27 protein-coding genes and 1 pseudogene are annotated in these 25,483 nt (G+C 48.0%); 19 read left to right on the plus strand and 9 right to left on the minus strand.

Features of this window, described 5'->3' with window-relative positions:
• Position 1: 1 nt before the first annotated feature.
• Positions 2-634, plus strand: a complete 633-nt coding sequence (locus QVC96_RS07425; RefSeq protein WP_287688750.1) for a hypothetical protein — start codon at positions 2-4, stop codon at positions 632-634.
• A gap of 47 nt (positions 635-681) precedes the next feature.
• Here the strand turns inward: QVC96_RS07425 and QVC96_RS07430 are convergent, their stop codons facing one another.
• Positions 682-1,218: a DUF84 family protein gene (locus tag QVC96_RS07430; RefSeq protein WP_238026483.1), complete on the minus strand. Its 537-nt coding sequence runs from the start codon at positions 1,216-1,218 to the stop codon at positions 682-684.
• 30 nt (positions 1,219-1,248) lie between these two features.
• On the opposite strand from QVC96_RS07430, the gene QVC96_RS07435 reads away from it, so the two are divergent.
• A complete protein-coding gene (locus tag QVC96_RS07435) occupies positions 1,249-2,115 on the plus strand; it encodes a menaquinone biosynthesis family protein (protein ID WP_238026484.1) in 867 nt (288 codons plus the stop codon).
• A gap of 76 nt (positions 2,116-2,191) precedes the next feature.
• Here QVC96_RS07435 and QVC96_RS07440 read toward each other — a convergent pair whose 3' ends face one another.
• A complete protein-coding gene (locus QVC96_RS07440) occupies positions 2,192-2,593 on the minus strand; it encodes a rhodanese-like domain-containing protein (RefSeq protein ID WP_238026485.1) in 402 nt (133 codons plus the stop codon).
• 216 nt (positions 2,594-2,809) lie between these two features.
• Between QVC96_RS07440 and QVC96_RS07445 the strand changes: the two genes are divergently transcribed.
• On the plus strand, positions 2,810-4,159 hold the full coding sequence (locus QVC96_RS07445; RefSeq protein ID WP_287690449.1) for a SelD-related putative sulfur metabolism protein: 1,350 nt from the start codon (positions 2,810-2,812) through the stop codon (positions 4,157-4,159).
• Here QVC96_RS07445 and cutA read toward each other — a convergent pair.
• Together cutA and QVC96_RS07455 are read right to left on the minus strand one after the other, a co-directional pair.
• Positions 4,134-6,326 (minus strand): glyceraldehyde dehydrogenase subunit alpha, encoded by a 2,193-nt coding sequence (gene cutA / locus QVC96_RS07450; RefSeq protein ID WP_287688751.1) that lies wholly within the window; start codon positions 6,324-6,326, stop codon positions 4,134-4,136. The genes QVC96_RS07445 and cutA overlap by 26 nt on opposite strands.
• A 116-nt stretch (positions 6,327-6,442) precedes the next feature.
• Complete coding sequence (locus QVC96_RS07455; protein ID WP_287688752.1) at positions 6,443-6,808, minus strand: DUF2203 domain-containing protein; 366 nt, start codon at positions 6,806-6,808, stop codon at positions 6,443-6,445.
• 194 nt (positions 6,809-7,002) lie between these two features.
• Between QVC96_RS07455 and QVC96_RS07460 the strand changes: the two genes are divergently transcribed.
• Entirely contained in the window at positions 7,003-8,313 is a 1,311-nt protein-coding gene (locus tag QVC96_RS07460; RefSeq protein WP_287688753.1) for a hypothetical protein, read from the plus strand.
• A gap of 16 nt (positions 8,314-8,329) precedes the next feature.
• On the opposite strand, the gene QVC96_RS07465 is transcribed toward QVC96_RS07460, so the two are convergent.
• On the minus strand, positions 8,330-9,172 hold the full coding sequence (locus QVC96_RS07465) for a hypothetical protein (protein WP_287688754.1): 843 nt from the start codon (positions 9,170-9,172) through the stop codon (positions 8,330-8,332).
• A gap of 196 nt (positions 9,173-9,368) precedes the next feature.
• Here QVC96_RS07465 and QVC96_RS07470 point away from each other — a divergent pair, with 196 nt between their 5' ends.
• The 14 genes from QVC96_RS07470 to QVC96_RS07535 all read left to right on the plus strand — a co-directional run bounded on the left by QVC96_RS07470 (position 9,369) and on the right by QVC96_RS07535 (position 19,701).
• Positions 9,369-9,980, plus strand: coding sequence for an InlB B-repeat-containing protein (locus QVC96_RS07470; RefSeq protein ID WP_287688755.1), 612 nt, complete (start codon positions 9,369-9,371; stop codon positions 9,978-9,980).
• A gap of 101 nt (positions 9,981-10,081) precedes the next feature.
• A complete protein-coding gene (locus tag QVC96_RS07475; RefSeq protein WP_287688756.1) occupies positions 10,082-12,034 on the plus strand; it encodes a thioredoxin domain-containing protein in 1,953 nt (650 codons plus the stop codon).
• A 6-nt stretch (positions 12,035-12,040) separates the two neighbouring features.
• Entirely contained in the window at positions 12,041-12,763 is a 723-nt protein-coding gene (locus QVC96_RS07480) for an SDR family NAD(P)-dependent oxidoreductase (protein WP_287688757.1), read from the plus strand.
• Between the two features lie 6 nt (positions 12,764-12,769).
• Positions 12,770-13,423 (plus strand): hypothetical protein, encoded by a 654-nt coding sequence (locus tag QVC96_RS07485; RefSeq protein WP_287688758.1) that lies wholly within the window; start codon positions 12,770-12,772, stop codon positions 13,421-13,423.
• A 49-nt stretch (positions 13,424-13,472) separates the two neighbouring features.
• Positions 13,473-14,498, plus strand: coding sequence for a glycosyltransferase (locus QVC96_RS07490; protein ID WP_287688759.1), 1,026 nt, complete (start codon positions 13,473-13,475; stop codon positions 14,496-14,498).
• A gap of 73 nt (positions 14,499-14,571) precedes the next feature.
• Positions 14,572-14,922, plus strand: coding sequence for a transcriptional regulator (locus tag QVC96_RS07495; RefSeq protein ID WP_287688760.1), 351 nt, complete (start codon positions 14,572-14,574; stop codon positions 14,920-14,922).
• Positions 14,923-14,971: 49 nt separating this feature from the next.
• Complete coding sequence (locus QVC96_RS07500; RefSeq protein ID WP_287688761.1) at positions 14,972-15,580, plus strand: hypothetical protein; 609 nt, start codon at positions 14,972-14,974, stop codon at positions 15,578-15,580.
• Between the two features lie 104 nt (positions 15,581-15,684).
• Entirely contained in the window at positions 15,685-15,972 is a 288-nt protein-coding gene (locus QVC96_RS07505) for a twin-arginine translocase TatA/TatE family subunit (protein ID WP_287688762.1), read from the plus strand.
• 35 nt (positions 15,973-16,007) lie between these two features.
• On the plus strand, positions 16,008-16,358 hold the full coding sequence (locus tag QVC96_RS07510; protein ID WP_287688763.1) for a twin-arginine translocase TatA/TatE family subunit: 351 nt from the start codon (positions 16,008-16,010) through the stop codon (positions 16,356-16,358).
• Entirely contained in the window at positions 16,342-17,169 is an 828-nt protein-coding gene (gene tatC / locus QVC96_RS07515; RefSeq protein WP_238026508.1) for a twin-arginine translocase subunit TatC, read from the plus strand. The genes QVC96_RS07510 and tatC overlap by 17 nt, the downstream gene beginning before the upstream one ends.
• A 250-nt stretch (positions 17,170-17,419) precedes the next feature.
• A complete protein-coding gene (locus tag QVC96_RS07520; RefSeq protein ID WP_287688764.1) occupies positions 17,420-18,058 on the plus strand; it encodes a hypothetical protein in 639 nt (212 codons plus the stop codon).
• Between the two features lie 97 nt (positions 18,059-18,155).
• Complete coding sequence (locus QVC96_RS07525; protein WP_287688765.1) at positions 18,156-18,953, plus strand: winged helix-turn-helix transcriptional regulator; 798 nt, start codon at positions 18,156-18,158, stop codon at positions 18,951-18,953.
• A gap of 101 nt (positions 18,954-19,054) precedes the next feature.
• Positions 19,055-19,357, plus strand: a complete 303-nt coding sequence (locus QVC96_RS07530) for a hypothetical protein (protein ID WP_287688766.1) — start codon at positions 19,055-19,057, stop codon at positions 19,355-19,357.
• Positions 19,354-19,701, plus strand: a complete 348-nt coding sequence (locus tag QVC96_RS07535) for a hypothetical protein (RefSeq protein ID WP_287688767.1) — start codon at positions 19,354-19,356, stop codon at positions 19,699-19,701. The genes QVC96_RS07530 and QVC96_RS07535 overlap by 4 nt, the downstream gene beginning before the upstream one ends.
• Before the next feature lie 105 nt (positions 19,702-19,806).
• Here QVC96_RS07535 and QVC96_RS07540 read toward each other — a convergent pair whose 3' ends face one another.
• Both QVC96_RS07540 and QVC96_RS07545 read right to left on the minus strand, forming a co-directional pair.
• A complete protein-coding gene (locus QVC96_RS07540) occupies positions 19,807-20,562 on the minus strand; it encodes a DUF929 family protein (protein ID WP_425597944.1) in 756 nt (251 codons plus the stop codon).
• A 170-nt stretch (positions 20,563-20,732) separates the two neighbouring features.
• Positions 20,733-21,763, minus strand: a pseudogene (locus QVC96_RS07545) (DUF4322 domain-containing protein).
• Between the two features lie 505 nt (positions 21,764-22,268).
• Between QVC96_RS07545 and QVC96_RS07550 the strand changes: the two are divergent.
• Positions 22,269-23,876, plus strand: a complete 1,608-nt coding sequence (locus tag QVC96_RS07550) for a PQQ-binding-like beta-propeller repeat protein (RefSeq protein ID WP_287688769.1) — start codon at positions 22,269-22,271, stop codon at positions 23,874-23,876.
• On the opposite strand, the gene QVC96_RS07555 is transcribed toward QVC96_RS07550, so the two are convergent.
• Entirely contained in the window at positions 23,877-24,524 is a 648-nt protein-coding gene (locus tag QVC96_RS07555; protein ID WP_238026522.1) for an ABC transporter ATP-binding protein, read from the minus strand. It lies immediately after the preceding gene.
• Positions 24,505-25,482 (minus strand): FecCD family ABC transporter permease, encoded by a 978-nt coding sequence (locus QVC96_RS07560; protein ID WP_238026523.1) that lies wholly within the window; start codon positions 25,480-25,482, stop codon positions 24,505-24,507. Before QVC96_RS07560 ends, QVC96_RS07555 begins: the two co-directional genes overlap by 20 nt.
• Position 25,483: the final 1 nt, after the last annotated feature.

Here is a 25,483-nt window from a genome sequence, read left to right on the forward strand (position 1 = left end):
CATGAAAGCTTTGTTGCTAGGTGTGGACGGGTTAAGTTACAGTAGCTTCATGAAGTGCAATCCTAGGTTTCTTCTTACGCTATTCAGCAGTACCTTTAGAGGTGTGGTAGTTAACAGGAGACCACAGCATCCTGCCTCCTCATGGATGTCTGTCTTGGAAATGAAGGAGGTTCCCTTAAGTGGTTTCACCACGATATCAGTGAAACCCTCCCTCGTTCAGGAGACCGGTTCCATCCCGATTAATCTACCAATCTCGAACCCGACCTATGGGGAAATAAGCCTGAAATATGGAGAACTGACCTTGCAGGAGGAAATAAACAAGGTAACGGAGGGAATCCTGAGCTCCCTGGATGACGGACCAGTAATAGCTGGCGTAAGCGGACTGGATGTACTCCTTCACAGGGGAGGGGATAAGTGTCAGGCCTACTCCGCGGTGGATACCATGCTGAGGAAGCTGGTTAATGCAGTGGATGAGTTCATCCTTTTCTCTCCCTTTGGGGAGCCCAAGTCAGGGAATGAGGAGGACCATGAGGATTACGGGATATACCTGGGAACTGTTCAGAGACCGGCGGAACATGACACGGTGAAGTTACCTGAGATAGGTTACCTATTTCTGAAACTAATCAAGGGGTAAATCCAAACAACTCCTGTCAATGCAACAATCTGTTTCTTCACTAGGCCCTAAAGTGTTCTCCTACCAGATTCAGCTCGCAGTTCCTCACCTATGTAAAAGGGATAGAGCGCCAGTATCACGGCATCCTTGTAAAGTCTCTTTCTGTCGACGATCCCCGTAAGCATGCCCACAGCACCCTCACCGTGTTTCGTATTTGTTTTTCCGTAAACCATGTCAGTGGCCTCTCCCAGTTCCTTTCCCCTTACTACCAGCTTCGCCAGCTCGTTGGAGAGCGTGAAAGCAGGAGAGTATGAAAAATTCTCCCTCTCCCTGCTCATGGCATATATCACCGCATACGCAATGACTCTCCCTCTTTCCCAGCAAACCCCTCCCTCTATTCCCACGCCAATATCACAACCTTCTTGACTCAACGCGCCGAGAGCCCTATTTCTCGCCCCTGCCAAGGTTTCGTTACACCAGGGTTGCTCGCTGACATTGGAGTCAGCCTTCACGGCCCTCACCTCCCATCCCTTCCCTATCTCCTTAACTGCCTCCCTAACTGCCTCAAGTTTAACTGGATTTGTTGAACCCACACAAACCAACATTTTTATCCGCCAACGGAAAAAGGGTAAGTCATGGCAACAATAAAGATTGGCGCCCTAGCCGATTCAGGTGACCTGTACCCCTTCATTCCCATGATGGAAGGTTGGGTGAAGGAGGACGGAATAAACCTAGAATTCCAGGTAATACCAACCGTTCAGGACGTGAATATGAGCGTATTGAGCAAAGTGGTGGACGTCTCGGTACCCTCGGCTGCCATGTATCCATACATCCAGGATGACTACTTCATTCTAGGTAACGCTGTTGCCACTGCCATAGACGGCATAACGGGGATGCCTGTCCTCTCCACAGCGGAGATGAAGATAGAGGACCTGAAGAAATCCACACTCATTGTTCATGGGCCAAATACCTCAGCCTTTACCCTTTACAGACTTCTAGTTGGCAAATACGGTAAACTGGTGATAATCCCGAGAGTTCTGGACGAGATTAAGGCCTTGGGAAAGAATGGGGACGTACTTGTTGCAGTTCATGAGATCAAGATGATGTACGCCATGAGGAAGCTGGGCATAAGGCCCTACGTCATCACCAGTATGTGGGAAATGTGGTCCAAGATTTCTGGAGGGGCACCAATGCCCATGGGAACAGTGGTGGTATCCAAGGATCTGGGCAGGGATCTGGCCCTAAAGTTCAAGGAGTTATACGAGAGGAGTAAGAAGTTTGCGGAGAAGAACCTAGACAAGGTGATTCCCAGGGATGTGGAGATAATGAGCGAGGCTCAGGGGGTCAACATGGATAGGGAGATCGTGGAGAAGACAATCTGGGCTGACATTCAGGAGTATAACGTTCCTCAGGAGAAGGTGATGGAGGGGCTGAGCAAGTTCTACAGCTTGACCCATGAGAGAGGACTTCTACCCCTTGTTAAGAGCATAGATGTAATTTAGGCCTTCAGTGAAACATGGTAGAGTACAGCTTGACCTATCAAAATTTTGGTTTAAGGTCAAAAACTAAAAATTTTGTTCACTTTAGCTTCTCGTCCAGCCACTGCTCCCATTTAGTTCCGTTCTCGTCCATTCCACTCTCAACCTCGTATCCCATGGACATCCATCCAACTATTCCACCTATCATGTAAATTGCCTTCTTTTTGTAAAGATGGGGCATTCCGTAAGTGGCATACCTGGCCCTGTTCCCGTGTTCACATACCACCGCTACTTCCTTGTCGCTGAAATACTCCTGCAGGACCTCCAGATAGTCCATTGGAATGAGGAGCGAGCCCGGGATGTGATGCTCCACGTATTCCTGCGGAGTCCTTATGTCCAGAATCAGAATGTTGTTCTTTTTCCACAACTTTCTAACCATTGAGGGGGGCATATCAATGATATTCTTATAGAACGGAGTTGAATACTGCTCTATTATCTGCATGGGTTAACATTGTTAAAAGAGGTTTAAATATTTACTTTCTACTCAATTCTAATATGGAGATTTTAAAAAATACTCGAAATTATATTAAATGTTTTTATTTAAAGAATTCATATTAAAGGTAACTTTTTAAAATGTGGAAACCATTCTACCAAATAGTGTTGTGATTTGACTGACCTATTTGAAAGGTTCAGAAACAATCTAAACAAGTACAAGAAGATGGGCTTGAATCCTTTATCCTTGGCCACAGGATGTGCGGTTAAGGTTGATCTAATTGATACCGTATATCCTGCACTGGAGAAACTGAAGGATAGGTTAAGGGAGAACAACATTGAGGTGATGCCAAGGGAGGATACTGACATCTTTGTGAGCAGGGAGTCGGAGGTAATAAAAAGGGTAATAAATGGGGGAGAGTTCGACGCCGATAGAGCGGTTAGTCTTATCCAGGTTAACCAGGAGACTGCTGGTAACCCTGAGAAGTTTGCCAATTTCCTCCTCAAGATCTACACGGGTGTGAAGACCAAGAGGAAGCTTGTGGTGGGCAAGGGCCATTCCATTGTGACCACTAACCCCAAGGCTGAGGTTGGGGTTCTGGATCTCATCAAGTTGGACGGAGCTACCTTGAGATCATACACCTTGGCCAATAATGACACCATACAGATAGTGGATCCACTTGACGATCCAGGATCACAGATGCAGGTAGATGTGGGAGTATCTAACTCCTTGAATGATCTCTTCACTAAGGGGGCATTCCAGGACCTTCGCATGATACCTGTGGCAGATGCTCCAGATCCGGAACTGAAGGAGACCTTGATGAGGAACTTCGAATCGTTCAGCAGGAGGTACAACGTGGAATTATTGCAGGACATTCAGCCTGAGACCGGTACCCTGATGATAGGAGCGACCGTTGTGGGTAGATCTGACCACGAGTTGCCGGTGTTTTACGATAAGGTGGACGAGAACATGGAGATCCTTGTTACCAGACCTGTGGGTGAGTTGACCCCCATCAACGTTCACATGTGGTTGCTCACTGTTCCAGAACTTCTCGAAACCCTGGAGGAGAGGGGAATTACCCTGCAGAGAGTGGAGGAGGCGAAGAAGAGGGCTCTAGACTATATGACTAGGCCCAACTTTGATACCGCTAAGGTAATATATGAACACCTTCCCGAGTTTGGAAAGGATTTCGATCCTCAGGCCCACATTGCCATGACCACTGACGTCACGGGACCGGGAATTTTCGTAATAAAGGAGTTCGCAGATAAGGCGTCTGTTGATGTGGAGCTCTACGATGTACCGGTCATTGACAGGGAGATAAACGAGTTTGCCACAGAGAACTTCATCATACCCAACTCCACAGCAGGGACCAATGGGGCGATTGTCATGTTTGCGTCTAGGAAAGTGATAGATGATGTTGCTCAGTCCCTTAGCAAGAGAGGACTAGAACCCAGGGTTATAGGAAGGGTGCTCAGGAAGGGGAATGGTACAGTTTACGTGAAGAGGGAAGTGTGCAAGCTTATACATAGGGAAAATATTCTGAAGTACTTTAAGGTGAAAGATCCTCAGGCCTGACCGGGAGTCTGGTCAGTTTTTTACCTGTGGCATTCTCCAGAGCCCTCAACAATGCCGGGGGAGTCCCTATGGTCGCTCCTTCGCCTATTCCCTTGGCGGGCAGTGGAGCGTCGGATTTCCCTGTCTCGGAGTATTCCCACCTTATGTTAAAGCCTTCCACAGCAGTGGGGATAGCGTAATCCGAGAAATTACCTGAGAGTAAAGATCCGTTCTCGTCGTACACTATCTCCTCCAGAACCGTCTCTCCAAATCCCTGAATTACTCCTCCACGTACCTGGCCCTCGGCCAGCATTGGATTGACGACCTTTCCTATGTCGTCTATAGCGTAGTACTCAAGGACCCTTGGCCTTCCATCCACGACCTCAACCATGACCACATGACTGCCGTAAGGATAGGTGTAATTGTTAAGTCCAAAATAGGCTGTTGCCTCCAATCCCGGTTCCTCCCTGTACTTCCAGACCCCTCCAAGGCTGGACATGGATTTTGATGCTATCTCCTTCAAGGTCATGAACTTCCCGGTCTTCACATTGGTAACTTTGCCCTGTTCATATCTGAGTTCCTCCACGTCACTCTTCATGAACTGAGCTGCCAGCCTCACCGCCTTCTCCTTCACCTTTCTGGAGGCCATTATAGCAGCGTTTCCTGCAAGGGTTAAGCTCCTGCTCCCATAGGTACCGTAAGCCTCGCCTATCATGGAAGTATCTCCCCACCTTACGTCTATGTCCTCCATCTCAACGCCAAGCTCATCTGCAACTATCTGTGCAATCCCTGTTGCAGTACCCTGACCGTGAGGTGCCGCTCCTATGATTACAATTATTTTCCCATCTCCCCTTACTCTGACAGAGGCACTCTCCCATGGGCCGAAGTTGTTCTGTTCCAGGTAGAAATCAAATCCAACTCCCACCCTTCTCCCCGCTTTCTGAAGTTCCTTCGCTCTTGCCTCCATATCCCTGTAAACTCTTTCTGCTCTCTCCAGTAGTTGCATATAGTTCCCCGAGTCATACTGAAGGCCGAACGGGTTCCTATAGGGAAGCTCCCTCAGGAGGTTCCTCTTCCTGAACTCAACGGGATCCATTCCAATCTCATCGGCCAGCGAATCCATAATCCTCTCTATAACGAATGAAGCCTCTGGCCTGCCAGCGCCCCTATATTGATCCAGAGGTGTCTTGTTGGTTCTAACGCCGTAGACGTTAACTACCACGTCCCTCACAGCGTAGGGCCCCGGAAGCATGGTGGCAGCTATGTCCGCTAGGTAGGTTCCATGACTGGCCGCTCCCAGATCGATGTAGAGGTCATCCATTATCCCGGTCAACGTTCCGTCCCTTCTGGCCCCAGCCTTAACCTTGTGTATTTGCCCTCTCGCGTGATACGTCGATCTCATATCCTCACTTCTTGTGGATATCCACTTGACGGATCTCTTGGTTCTAAGTGAGGCGTAAACGGTTATGTAATCCTCAGGGTAAGGAAATAGTTTGGAGCCAAATGCGCCTCCCACATCGGGCTGAATAACCCTTATGTCCTGTATGTCCCTGCCAAAGGCCTCCAATAAATACCTTCTCATGAAGTGGGGCGATTGTGTAGGGGCGTACACGGTAAGCAGATTCGGTGTATATGTGACAAGTAAGCCCCTGGTCTCCATGGCAGCCGGATACACTCTTGAGATGTCCAGCTGAAGTTCCACGACCCTGTCAGACTTTTCCAGTGCCTGCTGGGGATTACCGGAGGAATAGATCCTGTTGTAAACTAGGTTTTTCTCGCCCTCCACCGCTGACATCTTTTCCTTCGCTGCCTCCAGCGGATCGGTCACGGCGGGCAGTTGCTCGTATTCCACCTGAACTCTCTCTAATGCGTCATATGCCGTGTATCTGTCAGTAGCGACAACGCAGGCAAGCGGATGTCCTTCATAAAGGATCTCTGTGGAGGCCATGGGGAAGTTTCTGGGCCTGTTCTCCACTCTCACGTTAAGGCCGGAGAAGGCGTCAACAACCCCTGGTACTTTGAGCGCGTCCGAAACGTCAACTTTGGTCAGCCTGGCATGCGCGACATTACTCCTCAGAATGGCGAGAAACAGTGTGCCGGGCAGATCCAGGTCATCTATGTACTGACCCTTTCCGGTGATTAGCCTTTGATCCTCAATTCTCCTTACTCTGGATCCCACGAGAGTCATGGGTAAGTCATGAGCTGAAATCATATTTAACCTTAGGTGGTTTTGATTTTTTGTAGAGAAAAGATTATAATACGAAACGAGTTACGGATGCCAGTTTTATGGTTCCCGGAGAGATCTCATTGATAGCTCAGGATTTGGTCCCTTGGGGAGATCCTCTTCCTTCCCCTAAAACCCTCCTCCACGTAATGCCAGTACATTATATCCTCCTCGTCAGCCTTCCAGCAGAGATAGGCAGGTCTATCATTTATCACGGCTGGAAAATCCACCAGTCCCATGTCCACGTCCCTCACTATAATTCCCTTATCCGTGATCTCCTTCAGGATCGACTCAACCTCAATGGAGTAAAGCCTTATGTACTCCTTCTTGCCGTTGATCAGGGCATCCTGTGCGTTAATCTCGGCAGTCTTCAGCATCTTCAGCTTCTCCTTCACCCACGGAAGCAGTTCCCTGGCGGTCTTGAGGTCGAAGTAGGAGTAACTCATAGATTTACATGGTAACACGAAATTAAAAGAATGTAGAAAACCTTCCTTGCTGATAACCTCATCGCACGGGATATGGGATCAGTCTGCCTTTATCTTCATCCCCTCTGCCCTTGTAAGGCTCATCATTCATATGATTATACATCCTTCCAGTTGTGCAGAGAAGATAAAAGGTTAGAGATGCGATCAAATTCGAATTGAAGAAGCTCGCAAGGGAATTATCATCTCTATATCAGGGAGGGAAGGCACTCCTTGTCGTTCCGGGTTACCACCAGGGGTTCCTGGGATATCTGGAACAGGAGATTGACTCCTCAAGGATAATCTCCAGTTATTCCTCAGGGGTAAGGGTGGGCATCACCACATACCCCTTTACATCGGACCTGCGTAAAATGGAGAACCTGATCATAGTGTCCAACTTTGCCACCCCAAGCCTTGTCAGGTGGGCAGATCTGGTAATTGTAAGAAAGTCAGAGGAGTTAATGAGGGAGAAGTATCTCAGTCCTTTCAGGTTTCTCAGCTATGCAATTGATTGTCCAGCGTATAAGGTGTGCAGGGCAAGAGTTGATTTCCTCCTATCCCTTGGGGACATCACGGTTGTTCCAGCAAACCTTGAGGAGGCTAAGGTTCTAGCCCCTAAGGTCAATGTTGTGACGGACATCTTTCAGGTGAAACCCACAAGAAGGCTGGTGATAGCTAGAAGGATGGGGGAACTTGAGTACCTGCAGGTAAGGAGCGCAATCCTTCATGGGGGAGAGTTAATTGACCTGGGAGGAAACTGGAACCTGGAGAGCTGGACCCAAGTGGCGTTGCGAGAGCTGGGTTACTTCAATCTTAAACTCACGGAGGTTTTGAACGGATCAGGTCTCGACGATAGGAACCTTCAGCCCAAACAGGTAGCTGAAAGGGTTGTGACTCCCAGGGATGTGGGAGTAAGGGTTGAGATGGTCAATGGGAATTTTCTCCTCAACGGCAATACAGTGGGAGAGTACTGGGTTAGGGGAGGGAAACTTCACGTTAAACTGAACTGTGGGTCCTTCAGGGAACTGATTGGTGATTTACCCTCCTTAGCTGATTTCATTTCTCCAATGTCCACGGGAAGATGTTCCTTATTCTTCTCCTGCATGAGGCTGGTGAAGGATCAGGAAAGGTGCAGGGAAATGTCCATGGAGGCATATCTACTGGCTAGAAATTATGTGAAAGCCATATCGAGGATCAATTTCTCTCAGGTGATTAGAACTGCGTTAAGGAAAGTTACCGTGAAGTCCTTGATGGAGGGAATAACGCTAGACCTCAGGGTAATGGATCAGCGCATTCAGGTTGAGGTTAAGGGAGAGGCGGATAAGCTCCACGTGAAGTGCCTCTCATGCGAGAAGTTCAAGGAAACATCAATCAGGGTGAGGTCCATCAAGGATAACTACACCAAGTTAGAAAAAGTGTTGAAGGATCTTCTACTGAAGGAGATGATAACCTTCAGGCACGGGATTCAGCAAAGGGCTAGGGGCGGGTAAATTGTCAGCTACTTTGTCAAAGCCTGATTTCCTCTCCTCCAAAGGTGTTGAATCGTGACACGAAGACCACACTTCCCCTAAACCTGTCAAACCACCTCCTAACCTCCTCGACTGTTTCCGGGGAGAGGTGGGCCTCAGGGTCCTCAACAATCAGAACCGAGCCCTCAGGGGCCATGTCCAGGGATAATCTCAGGCTGAGCAGGCTAAGCAACTCTGGATCCACATTGTAGAGCGGTTCACCGTCAAGGAAAAGGCCTTCCTTCTCGTCTGTGGATAGGGTTCTTCCCCTCACTGAGGTAGTGTAGCCCTGCGGTAGGACTATGGAATTAATGAATTCGGAGACCATCCCCAACGTCTTGGGTATCCCCGATGCGCTCTCGGTCTGGAGAACCAGAAACCTGTGAAAACCAGCCAGGAAACCGTCCTTAGAGCCGGGCACGAAGAAGGGCCTGGGCCTCTCTAGATCGGAGAAGTAAAAGGAGTCAACCTCGACCATCCCCCTGAGCCCCTGGAATACGTTTTCAGGTTTCTGTACCAGTTCCACATTGACCTTCATCTGCCCCCTGCTCACCTTTCCTGATACAAGGAACTTACCTAGGTTCAGCTTGAACTCGCCCTCCAGCCTTATCTTCCCAGGTTCCAGATGAGATGACATTATTGAAGCGAACTTGGTCTCAAAGTTCCTCTTCCATCCTGAGATGGGGTCAGACTCGACAACACCGTATAACCTGGGCATCTGATGCAGAGTCTTCAGGACAAAGTAGAGAAGCCTACCTGCCATGTACATGCCTTCTCCAGTTAGAACTATCCTCCTCTCAAGAGGTATCTCTCTTCCGTTTATCGTTACTTGGATCTTCACGGTCACCCATTTGGAAAGTTGATTTTAACTTTTGTTAATGAAGAACGTCAGGTGAAACAACCCCTCATCACGAATCAGGTAAGGTTGGGTTCCTCATCCATGGCGGGTATTCCTCTTACATTAAATTGTTTTTCTGCAAGTTTCACCCCACCCTCCCCCTATTTTCAGGTTACCATGTGACGTGCACAGAACTCTGTTGCTATTAATTCCATTGCTCCTAGCTCAGGCCACGCATGCTGTGACAGTACACGTTTACATTTATGGAGGTCAAGCTGACGCCCTTCTTTACGTTAACGGTAGCTTAATTTACGTCAATGGTAATCAGACCGTTAACGTTCCCAATTCCACCCTTCAGGTTTACGTGGAGTCCCCTCTACAATACAGGGTTTTCGTAAACGGAGTCGAGAGCGATAATCTTTCCCTCAACCCATGGACAAGCGATACGATCAACATCACGGTGAGGCCAATCCTTTACCAGCTTAACGTGACTGTAAAGGGTCCTGGGACCTTGAGCCTGAGGTTCCCCAACTCAACTCAGGTTAAGGTAAACGAATCGGCCTCCCTGCAGGTTCAGGCGGGAACGTTGATTACCATAGTGGCTATTCCCAAACCTGGTTATTCCGTGGGAAACTGGAGTAACGGGTTTGTGGGGAATGAGGTTTGGTACCTGGTGTATAATGACACCAACATCACCGTATACTTTGTGAAGTCTCCACAGACCTCCAGGACAGTTCCCGCAGTGAGTTACTCGGGGCTAGGTCTTCTTGCTGTCCTTGGTGGGGTCTACTGGTTTACCAGAAGGAGATAGTTCAGAGCTGAAGACTCTCCTCACCCATCCGGAGCCCGAATTGTCAACATCATCACATTTTTCCTAAACCCTGTTTAAAAGCTCAGAGTTTCATTTAGCGTATGAACAGGCTTAAGGATAGTAGTAGTGCCTTTCTGAGGGAATCTGCAGAACAGGAAATAGACTGGTATCCATGGTCAGATGAGGCCTTCCAGAGGGCCAAGCAGGACGACAAACCCATCCTCGTGGATGTTGGTGCGGTCTGGTGTCACTGGTGTCATGTAATGGACAGGGAGACATACTCCAGACGTGATATAGCTGAGCTAGTGAACAGGCACTTTGTGGCCATCAAGGTTGACAGGGACGAGATGCCGGAACTGGACAGGAAGTTGCAGAGGGCGGTATCCAGCATTACCGGAGAGTCTGGCTGGCCCCTCACCGTATTTATGACTCCAGAGGGAGAGGTATTCTTCGGTGGGACCTTTTTCCCTCCGGAGGACTCTTACGGCAGGGTAGGGATGAAGAGACTTCTCCTTGAGATCGTGAGGCTCTGGAGCCAGGATAGGGAGAGACTCAAGAGGTCAGCCCTCTCCCTGGCTGATTACGCGCCTTCAACTTCCTCTCCCCTTGACCTTGAGATAGTGGACACCGCATTCTCGTCCATAGTGTCAACCTTTGACATAGAGCAGGGTGGCCTTTCAGGAACCATGAAGTTTCCCCATCCCCTGGTGGACCAATTCCTCACCGCTTACTCCTTCTGGATCGGGGATCACGTGGGAATTAAGCTCTCCATCTTCACCCTGAAGAAGATGTTTCAGGGCGGGATTTTCGACCAGCTGGGAGGTGGCTTTCACAGGTATGCTGTGGACAGGGAGTGGAACGTTCCCCATTTCGAGAAATTGCTCATAGACAACGCGGAACTCCTGGAGGACTATTTCGTGAACTACCTGGCAAGTGGTGATCCTCAACTTCGTGACGCCGTAGAGATGACCTCACAGTTTGTCCTTAGGGATATGTGGGTTGGAGAGGGTTTTGCCTCATCCCTGGACGCTGATGTTGATGGAAAGGAGGGCGGATTCTACACCTGGGACTGGGACGAACTTCTCTCTAACTCCGGTGAGTGGAGATCCCTCATTGAGAGAACCTTCACCCTGGTGGGGGAGGGAGCCCTCGAGGGAGGTGTTCTCAGGGTAAGGGATGACCTTGGGGAGATAGCTAAGACGCTCAACATGGATGTGAAGACCTTCCTGGAAAACCTGCGTAAGGCTAGGGAGAGACTCAGGGCTTACAGGGATTCCACAAGGAGGAAGCCCTTCAGGGACGATAACCTTTACACCTATCCCAACTGTAGAATGGCCGACTCACTCCTTCGCTCATCAGTCCTTACCGGGAAGGGGAGGGAGGAGGGTGTTAGGGTTGCATCCAAGCTCTCCAGAAGGGTAACGAGGAGGCTTCAGGGAGGAGGTGAGGGACTCCTCGAGGATTACTCCTCTGCTCTTCTCCTTGCCTTGAGAGCGTATGAGGTATCAGGCGATCTCAGGTTCAAGGATCTGGCTCTAGAGTTAGGAAAGGAGGTCTTGGACTTTATGACACCCAGCGGTTTCGTGGAGAAGAGAGGGTCATCCGAGGTCCCCAATATGGACACTCCCAATGAGTCGCCCAACTCCCTGGCACTGAGAGGGTTACTCTCCCTTTCCCTTCTGGACGATCAAATCAAGGTTCCTGAAAACGTGATCTCCTCCATCTTGGGCGATTACATGCAGGGTCCTCCCTTCTATGCTGGCTCCATTCTCAGCGCTGGTGCCCTGCTCAAGGGAATGGCCCACATAGTCGTGGTGGACGCTGACGAGAAGGCCAGTTCACTTCACAGAGAGTCACTCCTCCTCTATCACCCCTTCAAGGTTGTGGAACTGGTAAAGGAGGAAAACAGGGACATGGTAGTTCCCCTGATCAGGTCCATGATAAATCAGGGACAGGGAAGCAGGGTCTTCGTCTGCGTGGGTAACACCTGCAGTATTCCTGTAAGGGAACCGGAGAAGATTAAATTGCTACTTAAATCCAAGCTTCCGCAATAGTATACCATGAAATTCTCGGGTAAGACCTTTCTTCTCCTTGGGGTAAGTAAGGGACTTGGTTACGCTATGGCTTACTTCCTAGCCAGGGAAGGAGCTACTGTGATAGTGTCATCTAGGAGCGCTGAGAAGTTAAGAGAAATGGAGGCTACTCTCAGGAGGTACGGGAACGTGATAGCCATTCCTGGAGAGGTCAAGTCCAGGGAATCCGTGGAGGAGCTCAAGTCTAGAGTGATGAAGGTCACCAGGACTCTGAACGGCCTTGCAGTTATGATTGGAGGTTATGAAGAGGACACTGTTGAGGATCTGAAAGGCCTTGATACAATGATAAACAATCACCTCAGGTATCCCCTCCTAGCGGTTTCGGTGTTTCTAGAAATGATGAGTAAGGGGAGCACCATCCTGCTGGTCTCAGCCCTCAGGGGTATAGATAGGCCGGCCTCAACCCAGCTCTCCTACGCCTCGGCAAAGGCGGGACTTGCCAAGGCGGTCGAGGTGCTTGCGCTTGAACTGTTGGACAGGGGAATCAGAGTAGTGGGAATAGCACCCAGCTGGATAGACGGCGAATTCCAGCCAGAGAGAGATTGGAAAAGTTTGAGGAACCTCGGGGATGAGAAGGCTCCACCAGAGGACTTTGCACTTGTGGCGACCTGGCTCATGAGCGAGGACGCGGAATGGGTTAACGGCGTGGTAATACCAGTGGATGGAGGTACTAGACTCAAGTGGGGATAGATTCGCATGGGTGAGTGGATTAGGGAAACCAGTTTCAGGCTGGTGGCCACCCAGGGAAATCTGATCCTCCAATGTAACTGCAGGGGGAAGATCCTAGAGGTCCAGAAGGTTGAGAGTAAGTTCAATATTAAGTACTTCACCAACGAGAGAAGAATAAGTTACGAGAACGGTAAGTTATTTGATTTTCACGGTCTGACCGTTTTAAAGGGAGAGCAGGCCTCTTCACAGATGATTGAAACCTTAAGTTCCATGGTCTCCGAGGTAGAGGAAGACCTCTCAGCCGTCTCCAGGGAGGCAGGGATACCTGTAACCGTTGCCCTAACCTCCATTCAAGACGTTGGAAAGCTCTACCTAGATGAGAGGAGATACCTGGATTTCTCCACTACGTACCTGGAATATGATCTGGGCCGTGAATACCTTAAGGATAGACCTGGGTTTGCCAGCGAAAGGAGATTCAGGCTAACTCTGCACCTTCAGGGCCAAGGTCTGAAAACGGTGCACTGGCTTGAGAGTGGTCGAGGGGAGATATATGCCAGCCCCGACATCACGAATTGGGGATCTGATATTCAGGAGTTTCGCAGGATTATGGGGGGATTCAGACCAACGTCTCAGGCTTTCCAGGAGATAAGGGAATACATGAGCGCGTTCGTATCCCAATAATCCCCAAACCTGTAGGCGAATTTTTACCCTATGGCGTTTTCTACCACAAGTGCCACAGTTCCTGTTAATATTACCCGTCCTGGCAGATCTCATCCTTCTGTTGCAGATCTGGAAAGAGAACTCCATCTTTAAGTTAAATGGTAGGTTCTGTGCCCCAGCCTCCATCATTGTTCCAATTAGGGGGCTTGATCCTGGACTGGAAAGGAATGTGGAGTCGCTCAAGAACCAGGATTTCCCCTGTCTCTTCGAGATTATTTACGTGGTGGATCCAGATCAACCATGGCTAGCAGAACGTCTGAAACAGCTTGGAGTTAAGGTCGTTATCACCAGTGCCTCCTGTTCATGCAGTGGAAAGATAAGGGCACAGCTAACAGGGCTCAGGGAGTCCACCAATGAGGTGGTGGTTTTCGCTGATTCGGACACCCTGTATCCCAGAAACTGGTTACGGGAAATGGTGGGGAATCTGGATCGCTATACAGCGGTAACCACGTTCTCATGGCCTGCTCCACTCAGGATAACGTGGAGGAACCTCATTAGGGCTGGCTTCTGGACCCTTGGCTTTGAATCCCAGGCCTCGGGAGGAACCTTTCTGTGGGGCGGGTCCATGGCCTTCAGGAGGAACTTCTTTGACGGCGAAGTGATCAGGGAATTATCCCGGGAGTGGTGCGACGACTGCACCCTCACCAGGATAGTTAAGAACAGGGGAGGGAGGATAGCCTTTGATGGTCTGGCCATCCCCCTAAATGTCTACGACGAGAGGGATCTCTGGAGGTGGTCCACGAGACAAGTGGTAACCATTGTTAAATACTCAAGCAGAGGAGCCAAAGCTTTCTTGGTCATTGGAGCTTTCATGTTACTCTATCTGGTCCTCTTCCTTCTCACCCTCAACCCATTCTATCTCTCCCCCCATCTTCTCTGGATCCTGAAGAACTTCTCTAGAAGTAGACATCTGGGGAAATATTCATATATCCCATCTATCATGTCAATTCTAGGTGTATACTTCGGGTGGATTAAGCTAATCCTCGATTACAGGAAGAGGGAGGTCCTGTGGAGGGACAGGATCTATGTTCTTTAACAGAGTTTTACAAATCATAGTATAATCTAAGACCGAGAATTTTTTATACTTTCTTAGGTTTAGAAGGCAAGTTATGAAATTAGCATGTGAGCTAGGATCTCAGGTTGTTGTTCCAGCAATAAGGTCCATAGTTGCTCAGGAGATGTTATCCATGGGAGTTCCCTACTCCAGGATTGCTGAGATCCTGGGAATCTCCACAACCACAATCTCAAAGTATAGGGCTAGAAATAACGATAGGCTCGTGGAAATGATAAGGAAGGACCCAGACTTGATGGAGGATATGAGAACTCTCTCTAGGCTGGCCAGGGATGGAAGTGCGTCCTATCATCATATTTGTGAGATGTGCCACCTGATCAGGAAGAGGTTTTTTATGTCCGCGGGCAGATGTCCCATGGATGATGAAGTTCTACCCCGTGAAGGATAAGATGACATGAGGACTAAAACTGATAAAATCCAGCTTCGCACTAACAAGTTTGAGTGATGAGGTCGAGCACTGCATGAATCGTGATGAGCGGACCACCACTGATGTGAGGCTTGAGCTTCACCTTAATCCCTTCTCGTTTCACGAGACGACTTCCAGGTATAGGGTAGAGGAGGAGGATAACTGGATAAAGTTAATAGGGAAAGAAGGAGAATACTTGGCCCGGGAGTTTGAAACCTACGCTGTTCTGCTCTATCCCATTTCATGGATTCCCAGGGAGCTAATCCTGTCCCTGAACACCAGGCTAACCTCAGTGGACAAGTTAAGGGACGTGTTGATGAAGCCCATGGACTGGAGGGACTTCGTTACTTTCAGGATTAGGGAGGGCCAGATCATTTCCTCCGATCTAAAGCTTGAGAACTTTCTTGGGAGAGACCTAGTCAATAACGTTCTGGAGTCCGTGGGTCTTGAGTTCGTGGAACTTGAGGATAGCGTGGAGTTGGCCTGCGAACTTGAGAGTTTCAGTTGGTCAAGCCTGAACTTGGCGTTCTGGAAGATCTCAATGGGCCTTAGCCTTTATTTTGAGCTTAAGCGGTCTCACGAGGATATCTCACTGAGGCTTGCCCAGGAATACTTAGGCAGGTTCCATTCTCCTTCCTAAGGGTGTAATCACGTTAATACTCACGTTCTAAAATGAAGAAATAAAATAATGAAGTAATCTTTTTTAACTCGTTTTTACCTTAACTAATTTTAGAGTGTATTAAAATGGTCGCAATAAACCCCTCGGATATTGCCATTATAATTATAGTGGCACTGGTGCTGTTTGTGGGGAGCAGTAAGATTCCCGAGCTATTTAGGTCGATGGGTAGAGCACTTGGCGAATTCAAGAAGGGGAGAATGGAGGCTGAGATGGAGATAAATCAGATGCAGTCTCAGGCTCAGCCTACTGTACAGCAGAATCAACAGAAAACTTCCCCTGAGGAATTAGAAAAACAGATAAGAGACCTTCAGAACCAGCTGGATCAGATGAAGAAGCAACAGGGTACAAAGTAACCTTTTTTGCTTAATAGAGCAGGGAGGGCCCAGGAATGATAGGTAGCCTTAGCGATCTTTTGATAATGGTAATAGTGGCCATACTCCTTCTGGGAGGTGAGAAGGACCTGTCTGGTACCGTCAAAAACCTGGGCCGAACCCTTTCAGAGCTGAGGAAAAGGCAGAACGATTTTAAGAATGAGCTCATGAGAGAGCTCTCCGAATCAGGCGACATTACACAGGAGGCCAAGAGGAGCTTATCCTTTAACACTGACGTTCCAGCAGTGAGGCCGGTTTCTAGGGTTACACAAGCTCCTGAAGATCCTAGGATAAGGCAACTGGAGGACCAAATCAGAAAATTGCAGGCTGAGCTAGAGAGGTTGAAGAAGGGTGACGGAAAAAACTAATGAGCTTCCCAAGTCTCAGGAGAGACCACTCCTTGAACATCTTAATGAGCTAATTGTTAGGGCTAGAAGAGCCCTGATCTCTCTCGTGATAGCCTTCGTGATTTTCTTCTTTTTCGGGATCACTGAGGTATCCTTTGACGGATTTAATTTCCCAATTCTCTATCCAAACCTTTTCAACAGCATCTCCTCCCACTTCATCGAGCTATTCATTCACACTGAACTCCCTCCTCAGATGAAACTCCTGAACCTAAATCCCTTCGATACCCTGTTCTCAGCTGCCTACGTTTCCTTCTTTCTCTCCCTCTTCATTGCACTTCCCATCATCATACACGAAATATGGGGTTTCGTCTCTCCAGGCCTCTATGAACACGAGAAAAGAATGGCCAAAATGGTAGTGTTTCCCGCATTCGTATTGTTTGCTGCTGGATCCAGTTTCGCATACTTTGTAATAATTCCAGTCATGATGAAGTTCGTACTGATCTATACAACGACCTTGGGAGTGGAACCCACCCTGAGTCTCAGGGCTTTCATCAATACAGTTATGTCGCTCATGTTAACTGTTGGAGTTGCGTTCGAGTACCCGCTAGTAATGAGCATGCTTACTTTAGCCGGTGTGGTAAAAGCTCAGAGCTGGAGAAAGAACTGGAGATACGGCGTGCTTGGAGCCTTTATTATAGCATGGTTCATTTCGCCGGGAACAACTGGGGGCGTCATTGAGACTACAATTGGTGTAACACTCTCAACACTTTACTTCGTGGGAGTGGTTGCCTCTTACTTTGCCGAGAAGAAGAGGAAATCCTGGAGTATATAACTGTATACTAACCCAGTAAAGTTGAATCTCAAATTTTTCTTCTGTATATTTTTGAAGTCACATAGTTTAAATGTTATTTCCAACGAGTATTATTCATGGAGTTATGGTTGGAGATTTCCCTAATAATCGCGTTCTTGGCCTTAGATCTGATTCTCTTAGGTGATGGAATAAGGGAGAACCTAGTCTCCAGTAGGGACTCCAGAAAAACCTGAGGAAAAAATCTATATCTAAACGTGAGAAAGTGTCATAGATGTCTAAGAAGAGGAGGGATGAAGACAGTAAGGGACGAATTCTATTACCTGTTAGTAAGCGCCATGAGAGCGAATTAAGGGAGCTGATGAGGGTCTTAACCGAGAGGGGGTTTTTCCCTAGGAACGGTGACTGGAAATCCTTCATAGATGAGGCACTTGAGTCCCTCGTGACGCAGATAAAATCCGCTCCCGACTTCACCTTCAAGGAGAGAACTGACATGTTCAAGGACTTCTACAGCTCTAGGATCATGGGTCTAGTCCCTTTACCTCTAAGCACCCTTCAAAATATTGTGGAGAGGAGCCCTGAGGTGGCAAATGAACTTATCTCAGTTTATTTCTCTCTTTTTAAACACTCATTCATGGTTAATGGCATCAGTTCGCTGAGGGACTACTTGGACTCCTTGAGACGTTTTTTCATCACCATTACTCCCCTAGCTTCCCAGAACCTCATTATTAGGGAGGATGGATCGTGCGGTTCCTTCACAGTTTTCTCATCAGTCTTGGGTAAACAGATGGTGGAGAAGGTGTACTTACCCCTGTTGAGACAAATACTAAATGAGAGCACGGTCCAAGTAAGGAATCTGAAAGGTGATAATATCACCATAGAGGCTCAGTTTTGTCTTCCAGTGAAAGAGTAGGGACGATAAAGTAATATTTTCTCTATATAAATCATAAGAAGTCAAGCTGGAAGAATGGTTTAAATTTTAGATTTCTATAGTATACTCGTAGAATTCTATGGACGAAATTGACAAGAAAATTCTGTATTTCCTTTTCAGGGACGGAAGAGTAAGTCAAAGAAGCCTAGCTGAGGAGCTTAAGGTGACTCCCCCAACGCTCAACTACAGGTTCAAGAAGCTGGAGGAGGATGGAGTACTCAAGGGCTTTACCCTGTTCATAAATCCTTCGTTCCTATCTAGGTACTACGGATTTGTAGCGTTCATAAATCAAAGGGACTTTGACTCCGATTGGATTTTCCTCAAGTTCAAGTGCGTTGAATGGTTGAACGTCTATGGAGTGATAGGGAAGAGCTTGAGGGATTTGGACGAAAAGATTGAGACCATGAGTAAGACGCTGGGAGAGACTAGGCTCAAGTATATACCTGAACAGAACCCGGAGGAGCTGAAATCCATGGACGCCTCAATACTTTCAGCCCTTTCCAAGAGTCCCAGGGCTACAGAGAGCGAGATTGCACAGGAGTTGGGTATTCCCTCCAAGACTGTTTCCAAGAGGTTGAAAATAATGTCAAAGAGGGGCGTATTCTCGGTTTTTCCAGTTCTGGATATTCCCAAATCCGGTCTAATAATGTTCTCAATGTTCTCCAGAAGCCTCAGAAAAATTACGGGGGTTCTTGAGCCATGCACGATTTTCAGGATCACAGACGGAAAGGCTGGGATAAACGTGTGCTTGGTGGAAAACATGTTACAGACAAGGAACTACGTAAACGGCGCACGGTTACAGGACCCGGACAGCGACGTGATGATTATATACGAATATTATATCAACTCCTCACTATTACGAATTTTAGATCAGTAATCTATTTTAACTTAATTGAGAGCTAAATTGATTGTTTCGGGGTACAGATGTTTAGGTTATATTTACAAAAGATATTTAGTGTTCCAAGCTAAGTAGTATGTATGAATTGGACAGAGGCAAGTGAGTTAAAGAATCTCTCCGAGAGGGTTCAGAAGTCCATATATATGGTCAGTATAGTGGCGCTAAGGCTTCACGGAGAGGACAGGAAAGACATGCTTGCCATAAGGAAGATGTTGAGAGAATTGAAAGCTAAGTTAGGTAATGTGAGGAGCTTTCAGGATAGGATGGAGATATCAGAGATCTTCGGAGCGGTACTTCTAGGGTTGAACATTCTGTACTCCCAGATACCCGAGGAAAGCGTGAGGAACGATATTCTGAGGATCCAGGAGTTTCTAGGTGAATGAGGAAAGTGGATAGGGATCTTCTGGCATTGCTAGGTGAGGCTGGAGCCACCGGTCTCGCCAAGGGCATATATGAAGTGAGAAGGGAGGAGAGGTTTAGGCATGCTTATGAAGATGAGTTATCTCACTGGAAGTTCTTTAGATCGAGAAAAAGGTCTCGTTTAGAGTTACCCGTGTATTATGCACTCCTCTTGTTTGGAATCTTGATAGGCACCCTTGGTATGAGCGTGACGAGACGCGTCATTAACTATCTGGAAAGAGGGGCAATTGATTTTTACGTCAAGAATTATCCGAACGACGAAAGAATCATGGAAATAGTGGAAGAGGAGAGGAAACACTTCCTTTAGGGTCTTACCATGATAGTCAGGCAACTGGACGGGGAAAAGGTTGAGGTTGAAGGTATGGTGCCAGCTAGGTGTTCAATCCGTGGGTTTAGGGCTAGGATAGTTATTTCAGGTAACAGGGTTATAGCGGGTCAATGTGAGTGCGGATCCTTTCCCTGCTCTCACACCGCTAAACTCTATCTCATGTTCATGGCTAGAAAGAGATCTAGATAGTTCCTGTCTTTCTGGGTAGAGTATGTGGGCAGTTTGAGACTCGTAAACGTTCTCGTAATAAACGGGGAAATTAGATTTTAATTCATTTTCATAGTGTACTATTGCAGGTTCTTGGCATACATGCGAGGGCTGATTTCCGTCAGCTAGACAGATCTCTGCAGTGAGCAGGTTTGCGGTGGAGAAAATCTGGTATGAAATCAAGTTTTCACCATGTAGCTGGTTGAGTACATAGGTCCAGTTCTTCATCTGAATAAGTCCGGGATTATTTGTTGTTCCCACCTCATAATACAAACCTGCTACGTCTATAAATGGTATACTGCCGTTACCCAGTTGTTGCCACAACTGGTAAATATTTGAGGGAACTGCCTGAAGTGGCTGATGATTTCTGTCCTGAAATTCATAAGCTAGAACAGAAATATATTGACTCGTGTAACTTAGATTTTCAAGAGTGAATGTAGGAACGTCTGGGTATACGTCTGTGGAGCTAGATTCCATGTACTTAAGCCCTGAAACGTTACCAAACCTGTCCAGGGCAATTATGAGAGACCACATCTCTGCACCGCAGTATGGGCACCACTCCGCTCCTACAAATATAACTACTGGTTTACCTTGATAGGTTAGTTCACCGCTTCCCTGTTTTACGGAGTACACGAATGAGCTATTGAATTGAGTGAATCCGCTCTGGTTACGCGCCAACTCATATAGTTCAAGGTTAACAGGAGCAGAAACGTATGTCCCAATCTGATGGCTTGAGGATTGGACTTGTCTTAAATTAATTATAAAGGTTCGGAAAACCTCGCCCTTCACGGTACTCCCCAAAATCACCCCCTTAAAAATAAATCAAAATAAATAAAAAGCGGTTCTATACTTTTAATCAATCGTGATAAGAACTTATTTTGTATTTCATCTATAAAAAGCAAATGAAGGAGAAGCTTGAAGTCAGTCCTCTTAACTTCCCCCTTGAGGAACAAGAACAGCGAGTAAAGGAACGTGGCCAAAACGAAGACGAGAAGGCGGAAGACCCAGCTCCTGGAACAGGTGAAGGGGAGGAAGCCCTTCACCTCCCTGTAGGAAGTCTCGATGGGGTTCCTGATCCTGTCGTAAAGCCTCAAGACCTTGTCCTTGGGCAGGTCGAGGTTGGTCGCCCTGGCGAAGTACTCGACGTGGGACCTCCTTCTAGTCACTTCACGACCGTGGACGATCAACCTGAAGCTGACTTGATCAGTCCTCTTGCTCGCGGTGGTGTAAGGGCCGTCATACTCCTCGTAAACCTTGACGTCGCCCACCGGGACGCCCACAATGTACCTAAACTGGGAGAGGAACTTTATGACCTCTACTGTGTAGAAGCCTGCGTCCAGCGCTATTATCCCAAAATCCCAGGGAGAGGACCTGCTCCACGAGGATTTTCACCACTTCGTCCTTGCTCATCCCGTTGTAGCGCGTGAAGGCTAGGATTACGGTTTTGCCGTTGTAATCCGTAGTAGCTGTGGCGTAGTTCCACTGGTATCCCTTATCCCCGCTTCCCAGCCCCTCCACCCTCTCTCCCCAGTACTTCACCCCCGTCCAGTCTACGCTCACGTCCACCTCCTCCACCCCCTTCAACACCTCCCTCGCCACTTCCTGTACCTCCTGGAGCAGGCGGTCCGCTACTTCTATCCCCTGTTCCTCCACGTAGTTCCTCACGGTCTGTGGGGATATATCGTAGCTTCTCGACCTGTTCTCCACCGAGTCTCTCCACAGGCAGGCCGAGACCAACGTCTTCGCTACCTCTTCCTTCCTTGAAGTTTAGCGAGGAAAGGGTTATATATCCTAGCTTCTGGATGTTTACGTTGTGGGAGAGTAGGGTGATCATGGGTAATATCACCATCCTAGTATTACCCACTCTCCCACAAATTTCTTTCTCCAGCAGAGTTCAGTTTGTTTCATGAGTTTTAATTCACATCCTCTCCTCCAGTCTAAAATAAAGCTCTAGTGATTTTTTCATAAACTGAATTTGGGGAGTACCGTTCAGGGCGGGGTAGCTCACATCCACCGAGGCACTTCTGAACTCAATTTGTCTGTACTGTACTCTAGCTCAGGCTTGCTGTGTGTTTCAGGGTATTTTACTGTGGAGGAATGACTGAGTCTTCGTGAAGAGTAGTTGACAGGACCCTGGTGTATTTCATTTGACCCGAACGCCAATGGACTAGTATAGACACTAGAGGCCCTATTCATTGCGACCAGATCTTAAAGTATCCGACATGGCACGACTTTTCACTTTAAATACGCTGTGATTAATTTCCTTCATTTTAATTAAAACGAAGTTCTTCTCTTTTAAATAGATAACGAATAAAAAGAGGAAAATTCATCGAGACTTAATGAATAGAGTACTCGTAGCCATAGCCTTAGTTTCCGTATTTTTAGTTGGTTCCTTCCTAGGAGCTCCTATGATACAGTTCTTTTCCTCGGTGATAACACCAATACCTCAACCAATCATCAGGACTTACGATATGTATAATACCACATATTTCCCCTACGAGGTAAAGGTAGTGTACTATCCTGGTAACGCGACGAGCCAGAATCTAGATCTGCCCAGTTACTGGGGAGTGACAAACGGTGGACAGTCCCACAACGCTGCCTTTACCACCACATGCACCGAGTTAATTCAGGGCGTAGTCTGGCAACAGGATTTCGCCCATATGGCTGGTGCTGCCCTAATCCCCATGACGGCCCCGCAGAGTATGTTGCCCGGTGCCAATGTCATGGGAACTAGGTCTGCACTGGTCATGCTCACGCAGATGGTGGGAGAGCCACTGGGCGTTACGCTGGCTGACAATCTGCTATTCGTGGAGGAGGACAGCGGACCGGGAAGTATCTTCGCAGTAAATCCCTTAAACGGACAGGTCGTGTGGTACGCCACTGGACTGGCCAGTTACGCAATGAATAATCCCATAGTCTACAACGGGATAGTTTACGTCACTGTGGGTGACGTTGGTTTCAATTTTGCCAACTTTGTCCATTACGAGAAGGGTCAGTTCTCATCCATTCACAGGGGGATGGCCTACGGGGCTATCTATGCGTTCAATGCTACCGACGGTGAATTGTTGTGGATGAGGTTCACCATGGGCGAGGCCATGCCAGCTCCCGCAGTCTATAATGGAGTGCTAGCCTACGCTGATGGAGGTGGAGAATTCATAGGGGTTAACGCGACCACGGGACAGGTCCTTTGGCAGGATATGATGCCGGGTTTATTTGATAGTATGAGCAGTGTGAACTATTACGTTCTACCCAATGGCACGCCTATTTTCATCGCAGGTTTCACCAGCTTGACTGAACCTTACGGATTACTGGTTGCCGTCAACGGGATGACAGGGAAGGAGGTGTGGAATGCCTCACTACCTTCTCCCAATAAACCCTTCAATACGGGAATGGGTGACGTGCCTCCTGCGGTAGATCAGCAGGCAGGAATTGTGGTACAATCTACCGTGGCCAACGCAGAACCTAACGGGACCGTGGACACCATGGTTCTTGCCGTTAACGCTACTAATGGACACGTGTTGTGGGTAACGAACCTAGGGAGGGGATATACCCCACCAGCATTCAAGGGAGCGATCCCCATGATTTACAATAATACCGTTTACGTGGGCGCACCGTCACTGGGCAAGGAATTCGCACTGAATCTCATGAACGGTCAGATACTGTGGCAAACTAGATTGAATGGAATAGGACTTCCACCAAAAGCGCCTGGAGGACCTAGGGGAGGAGCTACCTATTACGACAACCTACTCTGGGTAGCAGGAGGTCCTTACGTCTACGTGTTAAATCCACACAACGGTGAACTACTACAACAGTACTATGTGGGCGGAAGATTCGGTATAGTTAACCCAGTGATAGTAGGAAGTACCATATATCTGACGAACAGCTATGGATGGGTAGTGGCGATCCCTCTCTACCAGGTTTACCCAGACTATGTGCTTTACGCTTAGTTAGAGGTCCAAGAAAAACATTTTTTTATTATCCAGGTTCACCTTTTTTACCCTGCAGTCGTACGCTGTTTCCAGTATTTGTTCGTTTAGTTCATCCGGATGGGATTGCCATATTATCTTCCCTCTTTTCATCACAATGACCCGATCGGCCCTTTCGATCCAGTTCAGGTCATGAGTGGCAATCAGAAAGTCCTTATCAGTCCTCGATCTAGAGATCAGGGAGATAACCTTGGCCTGGTTTTTTACGTCAAGTCCAGAGGTCGGCTCATCCATTAGGACCAGTTGACCCTCAGCCAAGGCCTTAGTAATGAGCACAAGTTTCTTCTCTCCAGTACTTAGGGTGGAGAAATACCTGTCCATGAGGTGAACGATACCCAGTTCCATCATCAACTCATGATACTTATCCAAGGAGTTCCTGGTTCCCGCAAGTAACACATCCTTTACCGGTATCTCAGGTGACGAGAATTCCGCAGGCACATAGCCCTTGGATATTTCATCTCCATTGAGAGCTCTGACAACAGACCTCAGGAGAGTGGTCTTACCAGCGCCGTTCTGGCCCAGTAATAGATTTACCCCTCTTGAGAGCTCGAGGTCAAAGCTGGAAAGCAGTCTTTTCCCTATCCTAACCTCAATTCCCTGTATTAGCAATTCCCTTCACCAACACGTAGATCATTACGGGAGATGCAAGGATTGAGGTGATGGCAGTGAGCGGTATCTTGAAACCCAGTGCACCGTTGGATATTATCTCGCTGGACATCATGATCGTGCTTCCCAGCATCATGGAGTAAGGGATCAGCTGTGATGCACCTCCAGGCACTAGCCTTCTCACAAGGTGTGGAACTATTATTCCCACAAATCCAATTATTCCCGCGAAGGATACAATGAACCCCGTGACCAGGCTAATCAGGAGTATCCAGGCCGTTCTGAACCTGTTGGGGTCAACATCCTTGGAAAGGGTAAGTTCATCGCTAATTGATGCCAGATCAATCATTCTGGACGTGTAAATTCCCAGGACTCCCAGAACTACCACCAGTAGGGATAGGATAGCTACGTTAGTCCATCCAACTACCTCTATCTCACCCAATAACCAGAAATTCAGGGGAGGTACCTGTGGAAACCTTTCCTGCAGGTATGTCAGGAGGATTGATATCAATGATGAGAACACGTAAGAGACTACCACCCCTCCTATGACCACTCCATATACGCCCGTTTTCCTCCCGATAAGCAGGGTGATCGATGTGGAGAGCATGGAGAAGAGAAATGCAACAAGGGGAGACACGTAGGCAATCCAGGCGAAGGGCAGATTAAAAGCCAGTAGATAATACGTAAGAACCGCACCAAATGCCCCTCCCGAAGCTGTGCCACTAATGTAGGGATCCATGAGCGGATTCCTGAGAAGTAATTGCATCACTGCACCCGAAAGGGCCAGAGCTGATCCAACCAGGGCCGAGGCAAGTACTGTGGGTAAGCGAATCTGAACTAGAATGTAACTGTAGGCTCCAGAAGGATGAAGGAGTAGAGAGGGCGGTATATATACCTCTCCGTAAACTAAAGCAAGAAAGAAGATAACCGCGCTTGACCCCAGGAGTCCCAGACCCTTCCACACC

The sequence above is a fragment of the Metallosphaera javensis (ex Sakai et al. 2022) genome (assembly GCA_021654415.1).
GTDB lineage: Archaea > Thermoproteota > Thermoprotei_A > Sulfolobales > Sulfolobaceae > Metallosphaera > Metallosphaera javensis.

Bases quoted from the DNA above. Each gene is read 5' to 3' on its own strand.
- QVC96_RS07435 (WP_238026484.1), top strand. From the start codon at position 1,249: ATGGCAACAATAAAGATTGGCGCCCTAGCCGATTCAGGTGACCTGTAC.
- QVC96_RS07510 (WP_287688763.1), top strand. From the start codon at position 16,008: ATGATAGGTAGCCTTAGCGATCTTTTGATAATGGTAATAGTGGCCATA.
- QVC96_RS07520 (WP_287688764.1), top strand. From the start codon at position 17,420: ATGTCTAAGAAGAGGAGGGATGAAGACAGTAAGGGACGAATTCTATTA.
- QVC96_RS07550 (WP_287688769.1), top strand. From the start codon at position 22,269: ATGAATAGAGTACTCGTAGCCATAGCCTTAGTTTCCGTATTTTTAGTT.
- QVC96_RS07425 (WP_287688750.1), top strand. From the start codon at position 2: ATGAAAGCTTTGTTGCTAGGTGTGGACGGGTTAAGTTACAGTAGCTTC.
- cutA (WP_287688751.1), bottom strand. From the start codon at position 6,326: ATGACTCTCGTGGGATCCAGAGTAAGGAGAATTGAGGATCAAAGGCTA.
- QVC96_RS07485 (WP_287688758.1), top strand. From the start codon at position 12,770: ATGGGTGAGTGGATTAGGGAAACCAGTTTCAGGCTGGTGGCCACCCAG.
- QVC96_RS07525 (WP_287688765.1), top strand. From the start codon at position 18,156: ATGGACGAAATTGACAAGAAAATTCTGTATTTCCTTTTCAGGGACGGA.
- QVC96_RS07495 (WP_287688760.1), top strand. From the start codon at position 14,572: ATGAAATTAGCATGTGAGCTAGGATCTCAGGTTGTTGTTCCAGCAATA.
- QVC96_RS07440 (WP_238026485.1), bottom strand. From the start codon at position 2,593: ATGCAGATAATAGAGCAGTATTCAACTCCGTTCTATAAGAATATCATT.
- QVC96_RS07455 (WP_287688752.1), bottom strand. From the start codon at position 6,808: ATGAGTTACTCCTACTTCGACCTCAAGACCGCCAGGGAACTGCTTCCG.
- QVC96_RS07480 (WP_287688757.1), top strand. From the start codon at position 12,041: ATGAAATTCTCGGGTAAGACCTTTCTTCTCCTTGGGGTAAGTAAGGGA.
- QVC96_RS07505 (WP_287688762.1), top strand. From the start codon at position 15,685: ATGGTCGCAATAAACCCCTCGGATATTGCCATTATAATTATAGTGGCA.
- QVC96_RS07475 (WP_287688756.1), top strand. From the start codon at position 10,082: ATGAACAGGCTTAAGGATAGTAGTAGTGCCTTTCTGAGGGAATCTGCA.
- QVC96_RS07430 (WP_238026483.1), bottom strand. From the start codon at position 1,218: ATGTTGGTTTGTGTGGGTTCAACAAATCCAGTTAAACTTGAGGCAGTT.
- QVC96_RS07445 (WP_287690449.1), top strand. From the start codon at position 2,810: ATGGGCTTGAATCCTTTATCCTTGGCCACAGGATGTGCGGTTAAGGTT.
- QVC96_RS07535 (WP_287688767.1), top strand. From the start codon at position 19,354: ATGAGGAAAGTGGATAGGGATCTTCTGGCATTGCTAGGTGAGGCTGGA.
- QVC96_RS07530 (WP_287688766.1), top strand. From the start codon at position 19,055: ATGAATTGGACAGAGGCAAGTGAGTTAAAGAATCTCTCCGAGAGGGTT.